The sequence below is a fragment of the Pseudomonas sp. Irchel s3f10 genome (assembly GCF_900187515.1).
GTDB lineage: Bacteria > Pseudomonadota > Gammaproteobacteria > Pseudomonadales > Pseudomonadaceae > Aquipseudomonas > Aquipseudomonas tensinigenes.
This window is the reverse complement of the sequence record NZ_FYDZ01000005.1, coordinates 320,369-337,612: the sequence shown is the minus strand read 5'-3', so window position 1 is coordinate 337,612 and position 17,244 is coordinate 320,369. Positions and strand designations below refer to the sequence as shown.

9 protein-coding genes are annotated in these 17,244 nt (G+C 57.1%); 2 read left to right on the top strand and 7 right to left on the bottom strand.

Annotated elements, in window-relative coordinates; all coding sequences use genetic code 11:
• Positions 1-219 precede the first annotated feature (219 nt).
• Positions 220-1,626 (bottom strand): cytosine permease, encoded by a 1,407-nt coding sequence (locus tag CKW17_RS14575; protein WP_095120373.1) that lies wholly within the window; start codon positions 1,624-1,626, stop codon positions 220-222.
• Between the two features lie 324 nt (positions 1,627-1,950).
• Here CKW17_RS14575 and CKW17_RS14570 point away from each other — a divergent pair, with 324 nt between their 5' ends.
• Both CKW17_RS14570 and CKW17_RS14565 read left to right on the top strand, forming a co-directional pair.
• Entirely contained in the window at positions 1,951-2,436 is a 486-nt protein-coding gene (locus CKW17_RS14570) for a flavin reductase family protein (protein WP_095120372.1), read from the top strand.
• A gap of 147 nt (positions 2,437-2,583) precedes the next feature.
• The gene (locus CKW17_RS14565; RefSeq protein WP_095120371.1) at positions 2,584-3,627 is read left to right on the top strand and encodes an LLM class flavin-dependent oxidoreductase; all 1,044 of its coding nucleotides are present in this window, start codon (positions 2,584-2,586) and stop codon (positions 3,625-3,627) included.
• 61 nt (positions 3,628-3,688) lie between these two features.
• On the opposite strand, the gene CKW17_RS14560 is transcribed toward CKW17_RS14565, so the two are convergent.
• The 6 genes from CKW17_RS14560 to CKW17_RS14540 form a co-directional block, all read right to left on the bottom strand.
• Positions 3,689-4,051: a hypothetical protein gene (locus tag CKW17_RS14560; protein WP_095120370.1), complete on the bottom strand. Its 363-nt coding sequence runs from the start codon at positions 4,049-4,051 to the stop codon at positions 3,689-3,691.
• Between the two features lie 66 nt (positions 4,052-4,117).
• Positions 4,118-4,366 carry a hypothetical protein gene (locus CKW17_RS14555; RefSeq protein WP_095120369.1) on the bottom strand — a complete coding sequence of 83 codons (249 nt, stop codon included), beginning with the start codon at positions 4,364-4,366 and terminating at the stop codon, positions 4,118-4,120.
• Positions 4,367-4,571: 205 nt separating this feature from the next.
• Positions 4,572-4,823, bottom strand: a complete 252-nt coding sequence (locus tag CKW17_RS29890; RefSeq protein ID WP_141234570.1) for a hypothetical protein — start codon at positions 4,821-4,823, stop codon at positions 4,572-4,574.
• A gap of 101 nt (positions 4,824-4,924) precedes the next feature.
• The gene (locus CKW17_RS14550) at positions 4,925-5,365 is read right to left on the bottom strand and encodes a hypothetical protein (RefSeq protein WP_095120368.1); all 441 of its coding nucleotides are present in this window, start codon (positions 5,363-5,365) and stop codon (positions 4,925-4,927) included.
• A 309-nt stretch (positions 5,366-5,674) separates the two neighbouring features.
• Positions 5,675-6,073 (bottom strand): hypothetical protein, encoded by a 399-nt coding sequence (locus tag CKW17_RS14545; protein ID WP_095120367.1) that lies wholly within the window; start codon positions 6,071-6,073, stop codon positions 5,675-5,677.
• Positions 6,074-6,076: 3 nt separating this feature from the next.
• Entirely contained in the window at positions 6,077-17,227 is an 11,151-nt protein-coding gene (locus CKW17_RS14540) for a filamentous hemagglutinin N-terminal domain-containing protein (protein WP_095120366.1), read from the bottom strand.
• Positions 17,228-17,244: the final 17 nt, after the last annotated feature.

Below are 17,244 nucleotides of genomic sequence, written 5' to 3'. Positions count from 1 at the left end.
ATGGTTTTTATGTTCTGTACACGGCAGCGGCTGTAAAGGTAGCCAAGGGTAAAAAAGGTTGAGCGTCTGGTTATGGTTTTGATTCTTGCTGACAGCGTAGACGGATCACAGTGGGGGATGGGCCAAAAGGGGATCGATGTGGCCAATTTGATTGACCGCCGGAATGCGGAAACAACAATGCCCGGCACTTGGCCGGGCATTGTCGGGTAGCGGATCAGCTCAGTCGGTATAACCCAACCTGGCCGCCCTGCTCTGCTGAGTCTGGCCGCGTGTCGCCAGGCAGTAATACAACGGCACGGTGACCACCAGGCCGACCAGCCAGGACAAGTCCGCGCCCTCGACCAGATTGGCGTAAGGCCCGACGTACAGCGAGGTATTGGCGAACGGCAGTTGCACGATGATGCCGATGAAGTAAGCAATGATCGCGTGCAGGTTAAAGCGCCCGTAAACCCCGCCATCGGCCCGGAAGATCGAGGTGATGTCGTAGCAGCCGCGCTTGATCAGGTAGAAGTCGATCAGGTTGATCGACGCCCATGGCACCAGCACCAGCAACAGCGCCAGAATCAAACCAATGAACTCGGAAATGAAATCCGCCGACGCGCCCAGCGCAACCACGCAGCAACCCGCCAACACTACGCTCGACAACACTATGCGCACCTTGATGCTCGGCGTCCATTGGCTGGCGAAAGTCTGGATCGATGTGATGATCGAGAGCACCGCACCATACAAATTCAGCGCGTTGTGGCTGATGATATTGAGCAGAAACAGCACCATCAGAATCGGCCCGAGCCACCCGGTCGATTGCTTGACCGCGACCATCGCTTCAGTGCCTTCCGGGTTCGCCAGCACCGCAACGGCGCCAAAGCTGAACGACAGAATCGTGCCCAGCGTCGCGCCCAGATAGGTCGCCCAGAACGGCTTGGCAATGCCGATATCCGCCGGCAAGTATCGCGAGTAATCGGACACGTACGGCGAGAAACTGATCTGCCAGATAATCCCCAACGACACCGTCGCCAGCCAGCCGGACAGGTTGAAACTGCCGCGAGTGAGGAAGTCCGCCGGCAAGTCATGGGCAAAGATATAGATGAACCCGGCCAGCAACGCGCTGCCCATCACCCAGGTGCCAATGCGGTTCAGCGTGTGAATGAAGTTGTAGCCGATCACGCCAATCGCCGTGGCCGCCAGTGCACCGATCAGAATGCTCAGCGGCGCCGGCACCGATGGCGCGATGCCGACGATGGATTTACCCGCCAGGACGATGTTGGAAATAAAGAAACCGATGTAGATCAGCGCGGCAAAGAACACGATCAGCAGCGCGCCGTAACGGCCGAACTGGCCGCGACTCTGAACCATCTGCGGAATGCCCATGCGCGGGCCTTGGGCCGACGCCAGCGCGATCACCACGCCGCCGATCATGTGCCCGAGCGCAATCGCCAGCAGCCCCCAGAGCAAATCGAGATGGAACACTTGAACCACCATGGCGCCGGTGACGATGGGCAGTGGCGCAATGTTGGTGCTGAACCAAAGGGTGAATAGGTCGCGGGCCTTCCCGTGGCGTTCCGCGAGTGGGACGTAGTCGACCGTATGGTTCTCGATCAACGGATCTTGCCGGGACATCTGGGACATATGCATGAACTCGAGTTTGTCTGTTCTTATCGTTGTATGAAGCCAAACCGGGGGGACTCTTTGGCCGCCCCTCATATGCAGACCATATTATGGTATTCCAAACAATTCACAAGACTGATCCGTAGTTTGCGGCGCCAACTGATACGCCATCCTCGCTGAAACCGTGACCTGCAGACCAGCCGAAAGCCCCGTAAACGCTGAGTTTCCGACGAACGCGGCACGTTTATCGGTTCAGCTTAAAAGCCCTTGCAAAGATTGAATACTGGTATACCATCAGACCAACAAACACATAAAAACAGCGTCACAACACCCGAGGACCGACCAATGATCGATGCCGCCATCTACAAACAAGTCATGGGCTCGTTCCCGTCCGGCGTAACCGTTATCACCACCCTGGACGATGACGGTCAGATCGTCGGCCTGACTGCCAGTGCATTCAGCTCGCTGTCGATGGACCCGGCGCTGGTGCTGTTCTGCCCCAACTACAGCTCCGATTCGTACCCGGTACTGATCAAGAACAAACGCTTTGCCATCCACGTTCTGTCCGGCGGCCAGCAAAGCGAAGCCTACGCCTTCGCCCGCAAAGGCAAGGACAAGGCGCAAGGCATCGAATGGACCTTGAGCGAACTGGGTAACCCGATCCTGGCCAACGCGACAGCTATCATCGAATGTGAGCTGTGGCGCGAATACGAAGGCGGCGACCACGCCATCATGGTCGGCGCGGTGAAGAACCTGATCGTCCCCGAACAGCACAGCGGACCGCTGGTGTACTGCCACGGCAAAATGGGCGCCCTGCCCGTCCTGGCCTGATCGTCAGATCCGCACCAATCAACTGTAGGAGTGAGCCTGCTCGCGATAGCGATTTATCCGATGTCGATGTCTTTTCTGACACACCGCAATCGCGAGCAAGCCCGCTCCCACATGTAGCCTCAACAACAAAAGATCCGAGGAAGCGTCATGAAATTTTCCCTGTTCATCCACATGGAACGCTGGGACGAAAGCGTCAGCCACCGCCAACTGTTCGAAGACCTCACCGAACTGACCCTGATGGCCGAGGCCGGTGGTTTCAGCACCGTGTGGATCGGCGAACACCACGCCATGGAATACACCATCTCGCCAAGCCCGATGCCGCTGCTCGCCTACCTCGCCGCGAAAACCACGACCATCCACCTCGGCGCCGGCACCATCATCGCGCCGTTCTGGCACCCGCTGCGGGTCGCCGGTGAATGCGCGTTGCTCGACGTGATCAGCAACGGCCGCATGGAAGTCGGCCTGGCCCGTGGCGCTTATCAGGTTGAATTCGATCGCATGGCCGGCGGCATGCCTGCCTCCAGCGGCGGCCAGGCATTGCGCGAAATGGTCCCGGTGGTCCGCGCCCTGTGGCAAGGCGACTACGCCCACGACGGTGACATCTGGAAATTCCCGACCTCGACCAGCGTACCGAAGCCGATCCAGCAACCGAACCCGCCAATGTGGATCGCCGCCCGCGACCCGGATTCGCATAACTTCGCCGTGGCCAACGGCTGCAACGTGATGGTCACGCCGCTGATGAAGGGCGACGAAGAAGTCCTCGACCTGAAGAACAAGTTCCAGACTGCGCTGGACAACAACCCGGATGTGCCGCGTCCGCAATTGATGGTGCTGCGCCACACTCACGTGCACACTGCCGATAATCCGGACGGCTGGAAAGTCGGTGCGAAAGCCATTTCGCGTTTCTACCGCACCTTCGATGCGTGGTTTGGCAACAAGGAAACGCCGGTCAACGGTTTCCTCGCACCGAGCCCGGAAGAGAAGTTTGCCGGGCGCCCGGAGTTTGAGCTGGAGAGTTTGCACAAAACGGCGATGATTGGTACGCCGGAGGAGATCATTCCGCGGATCAAGTACTACCAGGAACTGGGGGTGGATGAGTTCAGTTTCTGGTGTGACAACAGCTTGCCGCATGAGGAGAAGAAGAAGTCGCTGGAGCTGTTTATCAAGCATGTGGTGCCGGCGTTTCGGTAAACACTTTGCTGGCTCGGCCCGGTAAATGAAAACGCCCCGATAGAGTTCGGGGCGTTTGGTTTTACGTGGGCTCATCGTCCCAGAAATATCCTGCGGGTGCGTATTGTCCATCTCGGAAAACAGCGCACCAACCAAAACTTCGGTAGAACATTTCAAGATCAACGATCTGGTAAAGGCCTTCGCTAATTTTACTTAAGGTAATCAGACCATTGGCATAGTGGGTGTATTGACCACCCGCCCCGGCGACCGCACGTCGCTCCAACTCGTCACGACTCCAGCCAGATACGATCCCGGATGATTCAGGGACTGTATCCGAGAAGGAAATTTCGAACTGCGTTGAAACCTTGCAAAGGCAGGGAATCCGTTGCTGTCTGAGCAAATCATCGGAGATGAGGTTGTCAGGGAAATGAATGTTCAATTTCAAATGGCTCAGGCTCCGATAAAACTGGTAAAACTGGGAAAGACCGTCTGTCCCCCTTTATTACAGCGATTATTCAAATTCGATGGAGTCGAGAATTGTTTGCAGCTGGACGGGATCAGCTGCACCACCAAAATAGTATTCATTCCCGCCCAAATCCTTCAAATCGTCCGGGGTTTCCTTCCAGTAGAGGACGAAGAATTTTTCATCCAGCAAATCTTCCATAGCCCCTCCGTCCTGAAATGACGACACCCGAATGTAGGGTCCATAAATATTGTCAATACATACCACAACACGTTTGCCAGTTACTGAATCAATCATAGTTTCAATCCCATTTTATACTGTTGAACCAGTCGAGTTCCTCCTTGGTTGGGGGGAAAACGGGGACAGACGCACAGAGTTCGGAGGCAACGGAGACCGGGAAACATTGGAGAAAGCTCTGCGTGATGAGGTGCATCATCAGGCGCAGTGCCTGGAGTAGATTTGTGGGGATCCCTCAGGTCTGTTCCCATTTGTTCCCCCTTCTTCAAATCCCACACAAACTTCTGAACTCATCCAGTGACATTACTGAACCCGGGTCAGTTTCTGGTAGCAGTACATCTTGAACAACTACAACCCGCGTCTCAAAATCAATCAAAACATCAAACAAATTGAAGTTGAACTCACGGATGCACGTAACAGCACCGGGCTCTTGCGCACTTAAAACCCCAGTGCGTAATAGCTCACGAGCACCTTCATTAAGCTCCTCACTTAAAAAACGTTGAAACAACTCATTCATGATTACAACCTCACAGTGGAAACGCGATAGGGAAAACGGGGACAGACCATGTTTTCGGAGTACTTTCTAAACGTGGTCTGCCCCCATTTATCCTTCTACATTTAATCTTTAGTGAAGTCGTCGCAACGTATCCAGTCAGTGAGCTCCAATGGTAGCTTACAAATAGAAGTCTGCATCAACTTCGGGAGATCCACTAACTTTAGTGCCGATTTTGGTTTGGCAATTAATTTATAACCACCCTGCTCGGAAGCGTCATGACTGAACAACCCTCTGCCGGCCATTTCAACAAAAGATTTTAAATAGCGCGCACGCTGAGCTTCATCGGCAAACTCAACCAAATTGGCTTCTACTATCTCAACGTCCACGCCTCCAGGCCTTGAATAGAAGTAGTCATAAATTTCCTCATATCTGGAAATTGACTGACGGACATCGTCAGGCACAACCCCATTTCCACCTGTAGCGAAATGAGCGATGACCCCACCACGACATGAGGCAAACCAATCAAGATCATTGATTTCCAGAAATTCGTCATTCATTTCCATTACTCGGCTCCGAAAACATTAGTGCAGTTATCACACCTAGGAACTACCTGCCCCGTCCTTGGGCGGATCGCGGGAGTGAATTTTATATCGCTAAGCTTCAATCCTGGTTTTTTTAGAAGCAACTCATTTGCAGCTCTAAACTCAGCGCAACGACCTATAGTATTTCCACAAGCGGGAAAACGGGGACAGACCATGTTTTCGGAGTACTTTCTAAACGTGGTCTGTTCCCATTTATCCTTCAGTCAATTACGTTAAACGTGGTCTGCCCCCCTTTACCCCTGTCTAAATGTGGTCTGTCCCCATTTCCATTCAACTAGTAAGTCCCCGCAACCTTTTAATCTCTTTCTTAGCCAAGCCTCTGTTTCTTTGAGAAACTTTTTTGTCCGCGGATATAAACTTCAACTCTTCGAAAAACTCAAGAGCCTCTTTAGAATTTAATTGACTCACCCAATTCAGGGCGAGATCAATCCAATAATCAGACTCGTGCTTCAACCCCACGCCTATCAGTGCAAAATAAGGAAAGTCGGACCCCAATTCCAACTTTACTTCACTAAAAGGAAGTTCAAGTAATGAAATCACGCGTTTAAAGTCTGAGTCATCCGCCAAATTAAAGGAAGCCGAGGCTCCATCAAGTCGCCAACCTCCAAATTCATCCTGACAAATGAAGAAATCGCCACCTAGAATTTTTTTTCCTGACGAGGTACTCATACTTCAAATCCCCGGATTATGCTTCACATTGATTCCATACTGCTTCATTGATTCCTCAAAATTAAAACGAACCTCTGGAGTCCAGTTTTTCCAATAATGCCCACTATGCTCATTGGTTAGAATCTCTCCGCTTGGACCTCGCTTAAACATCCCGCCCACCAAAGTCGCTGGATTAGCACCTATGGTAGCGCCTAGCTGCTCATGAGGAGAACCCCCCAGATTTGTACTCGGCTTACCAACAGCGAAATAATTTGTTTTAGGGTCAAAAACAAATTCAATCGCTCCACTTCTGGTTGACGGATAATAGTTAGTTATAGCCTTGGAGGAAGATGAGTTTGGCTGCAAACCTAAAACCCCGGGTATTGGTCCTGACCCGGCCCAGCTAGTGCTCGACTTCGTACCGCCACCGGGGATTTTAATGCCAAGTATAGGCCCCGCGATGATCGGACTTAAACCCGGATCAATCGGGATCGTGAAGTCACCCATCGCTTCCTGCTCTTGCAGCGGAATATGCTCTCTGAGCGTGTGCCTTAACTCTTCATCCACTTCCTGTACAGAATTGTGACCCTGCATTTGGTCTATGTGTGAATGACCCTGTTGGTTGTATACCGTTGCGTTTTTCGCAATTTCCGAACCTAATGAGAGATCTCCACCCACAGCTGCAGCACCAATCAATCCGGTAAGTTGAGAGAGAGACTTTTGAAGCTCTTGATTGCCGTCAGCCATGAAAAGCAGCGCATTCATCGCCGCTTCGTTCAGCCCTGCGGCGGCCGCGCCTGTAGCAAAATCTCCACCCATGACTTGGGAGATCAAACCACCCATCAACGCATGTGCTACGACCTTTTCAACGCTGCCATCCGGAAACTTGATCGTCTTGTCACCAACCCAGTTGAACCCGGTCGCCATGGCGACACTGCTCGCCTCACCCAGCAACGCCGCTCCGAAATTGTCACCAAAGCTACCGCCGCCAATAGTGGTCGAAATACCGCTGGAGATAATCGCGCGCCCCGTCGTGCGGATAGCGACATCAGTAATATTGCTGGTGGTCAGGATATTTGCAGTTTTACTGCCCCCAGCCGCAAACCAGTTGGTGTCTGCATAGTCGAGCATGCCCGCCGTAAAACCGGCGATAGCCGCATTTTTCAAGCTTCCGGCACTGAAGGTCTCCTTGAATGCGGCCCCGAGATCACCCTTGTTATTAATGGTGCTGGTAACGCCCGTGGTTGCCAGACTTGTGGCGACTGCCCCACCGAAGCCACCGCCGACCAGGCCCAGCCCTGCCGGTCCCATCACGAAGGACATCATGATGGCGATTGCGATTTGTGCTGCCGGACCCAGTCCCGAGTTTTCGTATTTGAAAGACTCGTGAATCTCCTTCACCCGCTGCCAATCCACGTCCCCCCGGGCCTCAGCATCTTTCAACCATGCCAACTGCGGATCCGCCTTGACCATAGCGTCGATGGTCTGGCTGACGGACTGCTGATTCACATCTTTGATGTCGATTTTCAGGCCATCGACCGCCTTGATAACGATATTGCCCTTGGCGATCATCTGGGTTTGGCGCAAGGTCTCGTCGGTATTGCCGCGACCTTTGGAGGACACCCAGCCAGCGCTGTTGTTGGTCTTGGTATGGTTTTCGTCATGGAGGTCCTTGACCCCCTGAAAAGTAATCGCCCCGCCACTGTCCAGCGTGATGTTGTTGCCACTTTCCAGTTTGGCGACCTGATACAACTGATCACCCTTGCTCGACAGCGTCAGGTTGCCACCGGCCTTGATTTCGGAGCCGACGTGCTTAATGTCGGTCACCTCGTCGTGCTGCATCTTCAGCTTGCCAAAGCTGCCTTTTTTCTTCATGTCATACAGTGAGTAATCCGTATCTTGCGCGGCCAGGAGTTCTAGGCGGTCTCCCGCAACCAGGTAGGCTTCATCACCCGCAGTAACGCGGCTGGAAATCACACTGAGGTCTTTGCCCGCATCCAGTTTGACGTCGCCGCCCGCCGTGATGCCGGACATGACCTGAGTGACATGGTCTTCCTGACGGGTCATGTGCTTGTTTTTTGAGAGCGAGTGCTCTTCATCCGCCGCCGAGGTGATGACCAGGTTCTCGGTGGCTTTCATCGAGACATCACGCTTGGCTTCTATGTCACTGGCAATGACATTGATGTCACGCTTGGCATCCGCCTTGAAATCACGCCCGGCATCAATATCGGCGCCCAGTTGCGTGACGCTGCTAACAGCTCCCCTCCAACCCAGCGACGCGCTGTCGTTAACCTGCACAGAGACCACATTGACATCACGCCCGGCATTCAACGCCATGTCCTGACCGCTTTTCATCACGCCGCCGATGACGTTGATGTCCTTGGCCGCTTTGACGGTCAGGTCGTTGGCGGCTTCAATCCGCGCTGCGTTATCGGCAAAGTCCTGATGCCGGGTGACGGAGCCGTATTGGTTGTCCATCGAAGTGATGGTCCGTTCGTTGATCACATCGCCCGTGCGGGTAGTCAGGCTGACGTCCTTGCCGGCAATGATGCCGCCGGACTTGTTGACGATGTTATTGGTTGCCAGCAGATCGAGACGATTGCCTGCCTCGATCGAACCACTGTTGACCAGGTCCTTGCCCGCCGTGGCGGAGAGGTTGTTGGTGGCTTTGAGCGTGCCGACGTTGTCGAGGTTTTCCCCCGCAATAAGCGTCACATCGTTACCGGCAATCAATGCCCCGGTCGGGCCGAGACGGCCGCTGGCCTGCGCCAGATACACCACCGGCACCAGCACTTTTTCACCATTCACTTCGTGCTCTTCGAGCCAGACAATGTCGTGGGTCAGTGCCGCGACTTGCTGCGAGGTGAGGCCGACGCCGACCGACAGGTTGAGTGCGTCCTTGCTGGCGATGGCGTTGTTCATCAGGTACTTGAACATGCCCTCGTTGGAGGTCTGGCCGTCGATGAAAGCCTGGCCGGTGCGTGCGGTGACGGCTTGCTGGATCAGGCGTTGTTCGTAGAGGCCGTCGCCCAGACGTTTGGCGCTCTGGTCGGGGTTGTAGCCGAGCTTCTCCAGCAGATAATCCGAGCTCATGAACGACTTGAGGTCGGTGAGCACCGGGTTGGTTTCGATCAGGTATTTGTGCGGGTTCGAGGGCGCCGTGGTGTCCGGCAGGCCAGTGACACGCGTGACCGGACGAGTGTCGATCGACTCTTTCATGTCGTTACCGCGGCCCGGGTTGCCCGTGCCTGCAGAACTCTCCGGCACTTTGACGTCGACCGTACTGGCGACTGTCTGCACCATGCTTGGCGTACGGTGGAATGTATCCACGGCGCGTGTGCTGTCGGACACCGGCGCCGGCGCATCGATAAACAGGTTGCGGGGCCCGCCGCTGCTGTCGGCGACCGTGTGGTCCTGGGCATTCACCGACTCACTGGCGACTGTCCACGTTGGCGCTGGCCCGGTGTTGCCGGCTGTGGCGCCACTGGTGCCCTGCCCGCTCAGACGGAACAAACCGTTCTCGCCTGTCGGCAGCGAGAAGCCAGGCAAGCTCAGCGGATTGACTTGCTGTTGCGCAAGATCCGGCGGCAGTTGGCTGTTGATGCGCACAACGACAGTGCCGCTGTTGCCGACCGAGGTATCGGCGACCTTGTTGGTGCCCCCGGTGGCGCTGTAGTCCTGATGGATAACGCTGTTTTCTACTTCCCGGGTCGCGGTAATCGAGACATTGCCGCCGGCCTGAATCACTGCATTACGCGAGTTATTGGCATCAGCAGCACCGGTACTGTTCACCGGGGTTTCAACCGCAAGACGGCTTTCGTAAGGCGCCAGTTCGCTCGGTAATGCCAGCAGATTATTCGGGTCATACATCGATGGCGTTGACGTCTCAAAGCCGGCGCTGAATCCAGACATGGCCCGGCCGTATTTGCGACTGCCGACGTTTTCGCCCGTCTCGGCGTCGACGATGACGATGCCATTGCCCACGGTTGTGGCGATCGCTTTACGGATCAGACCTTCCGGTGCGATGACGTAGTACACAAACGGGAAATCAGGGTTGTTGCGCTGGTTGTACGGCATGATCACGTTGGCCATGAATTGCGCCGTGGTGCCTGTGCCCATCTCGAAGTTGTACTGACGCGTGACTTCGACAGTCCCGCTCTTGGCGCCGATGTTCTTCAGGCTGTCCGCGGTAATGGTGATGTTGCCGCCCGCCGCTACCGTGCTTTTGCTGTTGAGGAACGTGCCACCCGTAAACGTAAAATCCTTGCCGACGTTGAACATCGCCGAGGCGCTGGTATCGGTGTCGAAGAACTGGTAGGTCTCGCGGCTGGCAAGGAAGTTGTTGAAAGTGCCGCCAACGCAGTCACCGCACGTTGCTGCAATGAACCCGGAAATGAGCTTGCGTTCAACCGACGCCGTCGGCCCTTCTGTGCGGTTTTCAAACACGTCGGCGCTCAGCGTGAACCCGCGTCCGCTCTCCATCGAGCCGGAAATGTTGTACACCCCCGCTGCCCGCGCTGCGCCGCCATACCCGCCCATCACCACATCGCCCAGACCGTAGAAATCACCGTGCTGGTTGGTCAGCGTGCTGACGCCGAGGGTCATGTTGTTGCCGCTGAAAATCAGCCCGCGATCGTTGAGCAACGAGGGCGTGTTGATGATGAGGTTCTGCGCCGCACCCAGGGTGCCGTAGTTGGCAACACTGCCCGCGTTGATCGTCAGGTCTTCACTGGAGGTCATGCGCCCGGCGTTGCTGAGCTGCCCGCCGACATTGACGGTCGACGTGGCACCCACCGCGAAGCTGCCGCCCGCCGCAACGTTCATCTGCGCGACGGAAAGGTAAGCGCCGCGCTGACTGGTCAAGCGGCCGCTGCCGGCGTAGGTTCCGCCGATTTGCATATCGAGGATGCCATCACTGGCGATCAAGCCATCGTTGCTCCAGTTGCCGCCCCGGATCTGCAGGGAATCGGAAGCCAGCAATTTGCCGCTGGCGGTCTGGCTGAATTGGCCGACATTGACGTTCAGGCGACCCGCCTGAATGACGTTGGAGTTGCTCCAGCTGTCGGCGTTGAGTTCCAGCAGCCCGCCGGTGACGATGCTGCCGCCGGCGCCGATGACATTGGCGGTGGAGATGTCGAACTTGCCGCGCCCGACGTGGTTGAGTTGCCCGCCGGCATTGAAGAGGCCTCCCACTGCCAGGGTCATGTCGGTGTTGGCGGTTTCCAGCACGCCATTGCGGTTGTCGAGCAAACCGCCGATCTGGAACAGGGTTTTGCCGGTGTTGCCCAGCGAACGCAGACGACCGTTCTGGTTGTCGACGCTGGCAGCCTTTACGCTCAGTTGGGTATCGCTTTCGATGACACCCGTGCCGTTACGCAACGCGCCACTGAGACCGAAGTCGATGCGGTTGGCAGCGATCTGCCCGCCAGCGTTTTCCAGACTTGTGCCGGTGACGCCCAACAGTCCTTTCGAATACAGCACGCCACTGCTGTTATCCAGCGCCGCCGTGGTAATGCTGCTGTCGGCCGACTGCGCGGAAATGCGCCCGCCGTTGTTGTTCAGGCCAGCCAATGCAGTAAGCGTCAGGCTCTGCGCCTGAATGATGCCGCTCTGACGGTTATTGTTCAGGTCGAAGCCGTTGCGCAGCACACCCACGGTGCGAGCTTCCAGTGCGCCTTTGATGCTGGACAGCGTGCCGCCACGGTTATCGATGTTGGCCGCTTTGACAAAGACATTGCCGCTTTGCGCGATGACCTTACCGCTCTGGTTGTCGAAGTCACCGCTGACCTCAAGGGTCAACGCGCCTTCGCTCTGGATCGAACCTTTGCCGTTGCGCAGGCTGGCTGCATTGAGTTGGACGTCGGCATTCTGGCTGTAGATCAGGCCGTCGGCGCTGTTGTTGACGGCGCCCGTTGCGGTGATCTGCAATTGGTCATTCGCCGCGACGGTGCCCTTGTTGCTGTTGTCCAGAGAATCGGTGTGCGCTTCCAGTGTTTTCTGGCTGACGATCTGGCCGTTCTGGTTGTGCAGATTGGTCACACCCTTGATCAACATCGCGCCGCTGCTCGCCAGTTTGCCGGCGTTGTTGTTCAGCTCTCCGCTCAGGTTGAGGGTGATCGCGGCGTTGCTGGCGATCTGGCCACCGTTGTTGTCCAGACCTGTGGCCGTGGCCGTGAATGCCTGTTCGACATTGATTGAGCCGCCGGCATTGCTGAACGCTGTGCTGACGACATCCAGTGCAGCACCACTGAAAATCAGGCCCTGGTTGTTATTGAGTGCGCCGCTCAAGGTCAGGGTCTGCCCTGCACCGCTGCTCAGATTGCCTTTGTCGCTGTTGTCGAGGCTACCCGCCTTGATATTCAGATTGCCTTGGGCAACTACCGCACCACTGCCGCTGTTGAGCAGCGCATCCTTGAGGTCGACCAAGACATCGGCGAATTTGCTGGAGAGCGTGCCGTTGTTGCGGTTGTCGAGGCTGTCGGCATTGACGGTGAGTCCCTGCCAGCCGGAGATCAGGCCTTTCTGGTTGATCAGGCTGGAGCCACGCAACAACAGTTTTTCACCGCTGATGATTTTGCCGGCGCCGTTGTTCACGGCACGGGCGAGCAGCTCGAAACCGAGGTTGCTGGAAATCTCACCGCTCTGGTTGTTCACGTCGCGCAGACGTTTGAGTGTCAATGGCCCTTGCGCCGTGAGCAAGCCGCGCTGGTTGTCGAGATCGCCATTGGCCAGATCAAGGGAGACGGCTTTGTCACCCATCAGGCGTCCGCCGTTCTGGGTCAAGGACGTCAGCTTCAGGTCGATGTCACCGCTGGCGGAGACTTCGCCGCCGTTGCTGGAGTCCAGCCCGGTGGCGGTCAGCGTCAGGTTGCCTTGGCTGTTGATCAAACCACTCTCGCGGTTGTTCAAATCGGCACTGGTGATATCAAGGGTTTGCACCGCACTGATCAGCCCATGGCCGTCGTTACGCAGCAGACCGTCCACGGTCAGGTCGAGGTCGCTACGGCTAACCATGTTGCCACCGCTGTTGTTCAGACTCGCGGCGCGCGTGTCGATGGCGGCTGCGCCGATCATGCCTTTGACGTTGTCCAGTGCGGCCGCGATGCGCAGGGTCAGACCTTGATTGCTCAGAAGTTTGCCGTTGCTGTTGTCGAGACTTTTCGCGGTCAGGGTCAACGCCTCGGCGCTGGAAATCGTGCCGCCCTGATTGTTGACGCCATTGAGTTGCTTGAGCAGCAGCGTGCCCGGAGCGTTGATCAAACCACCAATGTTGTTCAACTGACCGTGATTCAGGTCCAGGCTCAGTTGCGTATTGCTGAACAGTTTGCCGCCCTGTTGATCAAGGCCGCTGACCGAAGCCGTCAGCGCGTTCTGACTGCCGATACTACCGTCGCCACCGTTGGTGACCTGGCCGGCAGTGAGGTTCAGGGTGTCGGCGCTGCTCAATTGACCGTTGCTGTTATCGAAGGCGCCGGTGGTCACGGTGACCGCGCCTTTACCGCTGAGCGTGCCCCTTTGACGGTTGTCGAGGCTGGCACTGTCGAGGACGAGCGCGCCATCGGTAACCACTTGCCCGCCCTGGTTGTCGACACTGCCGCCGCTGTCCAGCGTCAGATCCGCCGCGCTGGACAGGCTGCCACCGGCATTGGTCACTTGCGCAGCGTTGACCGTCAGCGTGCCTTCGCTGCTGACTTTGCCCGAGGTGTTATCAAGGGCGCCGGTGAGGTTCAACAGCATGCCTTGCTGACTGAGCAATTCGCCGCCGTTGTTCACCAGCGAACGCCCCTGCAGAGTGAACTGCGTGCCGGCATCGATCAGACCTTTGGTGCGGTTGAGCACTTCGTCGACGGTCAGGGTCAGCGCCTTGCCGGTGAAGATTTTGCCGCCGTCGCTGTTATCGAATTTTTTACCGGTAACGCGCAAATCGCCGTTGCTGCTGATCTCACCGCCACGGCTGTCCAGATCAGCGACGGTCAGGCTCATGTCTTGGCTCGACCCCAGCAGACCGTTCTGCCGGTTATCGAGTTGATCGGCCTCCAGTTGGAGGTTGCCGGTGGCGATCAACTGACCTTTCTGGTTGTTGACGGTTTTCGCCTGCACATTGGCATCGGCCTTGCCGGCGATATTGCCTTCACGGTTATCCAGATCGTCAGCGGTGACGGTCAGTTGGCCGTCAGCGATGACCGTGCCGAACTGGTTATCCAGGGTCTTGTCGGTGGTGAGCAACAACTCGCCGCGGCTGCTGATCAAGCCTTCGTGGTTGTCCAGACTGCCGCTGTGGCTGTCCAGCGAGGCGGCGGAGATGACGCCTTTGAGGTTGTTCAATGCTGCGGCAATGCGCAACGTCAGGCTCTGCTGACTGAGCAGTTTGCCGTTGCTGTTGTCGAGGTCATGCGCGGCGAGCGTGAAGGCTTGCTGGCTGGAGATTTCCCCGCCCTGGTTGCTTACGCCGTTGAGGTTTTTCAACAGCAGCGTGCCGGGCGCATTGATCAAACCGTTCTGGTTGTTCAACTGGCCGTGATTCAGATCGAGGGTCAGATCAGTCTTGCTGAACAGCTCACCGCCCTGTTGATCCAGCCCGGTAAGCGAGACATCCAGTGCTTGCTGGCTGGCGATGCGGCCAGTGGCGTTGTTGACCTGCCCTGCCTTGAGCGTCAGTGCCGCGCCGCTGGTGAGTTTGCCACCCTGGCTGTTGTCAAATCCGCCGGTCTCGACCCGGCTGTTGCCTTGGCCGTAGATCACGCCTTTGCGGCTGTTATCAAGACTGCCGCTGTTGACGGTCAGCAGGCTGTCGCTGTTGATCGAACCGACCTGATTAAGCAAAACGCCAGTGCTGGTCAGTTTCAGGTGGCCGGCACTGCCGAGGCTGCCGTTGCTGTTGTCGATGCGCGCAGCATTGACGGTAAGCGTGCCGTCGCTGCTGATCGCGCCGAGCGAATTGGTCAGCGCGTCATCAAGGGTAATCACCAGATCGTTGAGGCTGGTGAGATTGCCGCCGCTGTTGTCCAGCGTGGTGCCGGTAACGGTTACCGCGCCCTTGGTGGCGGCGATCAAGCCTTTGCTCTGGTTGATCAGCTTGGTGACGCTCAGCCCAATGTTACTGCCGGAGAGAATTTTGCCGCCGTCGCCGTTATCCAGACGCAGGCCTTTGACGTTCATCAGCAAGCTGCTGGAGATTTCACCACTGCGGTTGTCGACATCGTCGACCGAGAGTGTCAGCGCTTTTGTCGTGCCGACCAACCCGCCATTGCGGTTATCGAGTGTCTTGCCAGTCAGGCTCAGATTGCCTTGGGCAACCAGCGCACCACCCTGTTGTTGCAGCAGGCCGATGGTTGCCAGCAGGTCGCCCTGACTGGAAATCCGTCCGGCCGCGTTTTGAATTTCCGCAGCCGTAAGGTTGACGGGGCCGACCGCACTGACCAGGCCGCCACTGTTATCCAGACGAGTACCCACATAGGTAAGGCCCTGCTTGCCGCTGATCACGCCTTTTTCGCGGTTATCCAGTTGTACGACATTCAGGGTCAACTGTTGGTCGGCTTGAATCACCCCGCCCCGGTTGTCAGCCAAGTCGCCGCGCACGGCCAGGGTGCTTTTGCCAATGACTTTACCGTCGCTGTTGAGCAGCGTGCCGGCCTGCAGATTGATGGCGCCTTTGGCCGAGATTTCGCCTTTATTGCGGTTGTCGAGCGTGCCACTGATGAGCGCAGTGAGGTTGCCATCGCTGACCAGCGCACCGGCTTCACGGTTGTCCAGGCTGGCAGCTTTCAGAGTCAGCGAACGACCCGAACCGAGCACGCCGTCGCGGTTGTCCAGCGCACCACTGAGATCGATGTTCAATCCCAGATCGCCTAGGATCTGGCCGCTGCGGTTATCGAGCATGCCGCCGCTGACGACGACGTTCTGTGCACTGAGCAACCCGTTTTGATTGTTCAGGGCTTGCGCGGCGTTGACTGTCAGGTTGCGGCTGGCGGTCAGGCTTTTGTCGCTGTTGTTGAGGGTCTGCGCGCTCAGGCTCAGATCACCGTGGCTGTTGCGGCTGCCATCGGCGTTGACGCCGGCTTCGATGGCGCCGGCGTTGGTCAGTTGGCCGCCGGCGCTGAGGCTGATGCTGTCGCGGGCCGCGAGGGTCTGGCGGTTGGTCAGATTGCCCTGGGTTTGCACATTGGCGCTGGTGCCGGCGTAAACCGGGCCGCGTGCGTCGAGGCTGGCAGCCTTGACATTGACCGCGCCGGTGGCCGAGGTGTCGGCCAGACTCAGTTGGCCGTTGGCATCGAGTTGAATATCACCGCCGCTGGCAATCAGCTTGCCGTCGAGCTTCACCCCGACGCCTGCTTCGGTGCCAACCAGTTTGATCGCCCCGGCGTACATGCCGCCGAGTGCCGAAGAATCGATGGCCAATTGCGGTTTCGCACTGCCGTCCTCGGCGCGTGCGGTGGCATTGAGGGTTTGTGCATTGACGTCGTTGCGACCGGCAACAATCGTCAGGCTCTGCGCCTGAAGTTGCGCGTTAATCTTTGCGCTGCGGGTGATGATTTCAAAACGGTCGACGTTGGTCGCGTTGAGGCCTGCACCCTCGATGGCCACAGAACCTTGATCAACCTGAAAGCGATCCAGCCGGCCGTTGTCGAGCACCGGTTTGCCAGTGGTCAGCGTCACCCGTGGCGAGTTGATGAAACCGCAACCGTTGCAAGTAATGCCATAAGGGTTGGCGACAATCACCCGCGCCGACTGCCCCGCCACTTCGGTGTACCCACGCAACTGGCTCGGGTTGCCGCTGATGACTTCGTTGAGAATCGCTTGCGCCGAGCCGCTGTTCTTCAGGTTCGGGTTGTCGACAATGTGCCCACCCAGTTGAGTGAGATTATTCTGCGTCGAGCCGTTATTGAGGATCAGCCCCTGCGCACCGACGTTGTAATCGTGGAACTGGTTATGCGACAGGCCGCTGGCATTGGGCGTGGCGATGTTGATGATGGGCACGCCATTGCCAGCGCGATCGAGCGAGGTGTTCGGGTTGGCCACAACGATGCCGTCGGCCTGCGCCCACATCGGTTGCCAGAACATGACGTTCGCCAACAGGAACGCCAACCCGCGTTTGGGCATGCCCAAGAAGGACTCACGTGTTTTCACGGCCGCAGACGGTTGTTCTGCAAGGAAGGCGAACTGACGAACATCCATGTCGATGGTCTCGAAAA

Bases quoted from the DNA above. Each gene is read 5' to 3' on its own strand.
- CKW17_RS14575 (WP_095120373.1), bottom strand. From the start codon at position 1,626: ATGTCCCAGATGTCCCGGCAAGATCCGTTGATCGAGAACCATACGGTC.
- CKW17_RS14550 (WP_095120368.1), bottom strand. From the start codon at position 5,365: ATGGAAATGAATGACGAATTTCTGGAAATCAATGATCTTGATTGGTTT.
- CKW17_RS14555 (WP_095120369.1), bottom strand. From the start codon at position 4,366: ATGATTGATTCAGTAACTGGCAAACGTGTTGTGGTATGTATTGACAAT.
- CKW17_RS29890 (WP_141234570.1), bottom strand. From the start codon at position 4,823: ATGAATGAGTTGTTTCAACGTTTTTTAAGTGAGGAGCTTAATGAAGGT.
- CKW17_RS14570 (WP_095120372.1), top strand. From the start codon at position 1,951: ATGATCGATGCCGCCATCTACAAACAAGTCATGGGCTCGTTCCCGTCC.
- CKW17_RS14565 (WP_095120371.1), top strand. From the start codon at position 2,584: ATGAAATTTTCCCTGTTCATCCACATGGAACGCTGGGACGAAAGCGTC.
- CKW17_RS14545 (WP_095120367.1), bottom strand. From the start codon at position 6,073: ATGAGTACCTCGTCAGGAAAAAAAATTCTAGGTGGCGATTTCTTCATT.
- CKW17_RS14540 (WP_095120366.1), bottom strand. From the start codon at position 17,227: ATGGATGTTCGTCAGTTCGCCTTCCTTGCAGAACAACCGTCTGCGGCC.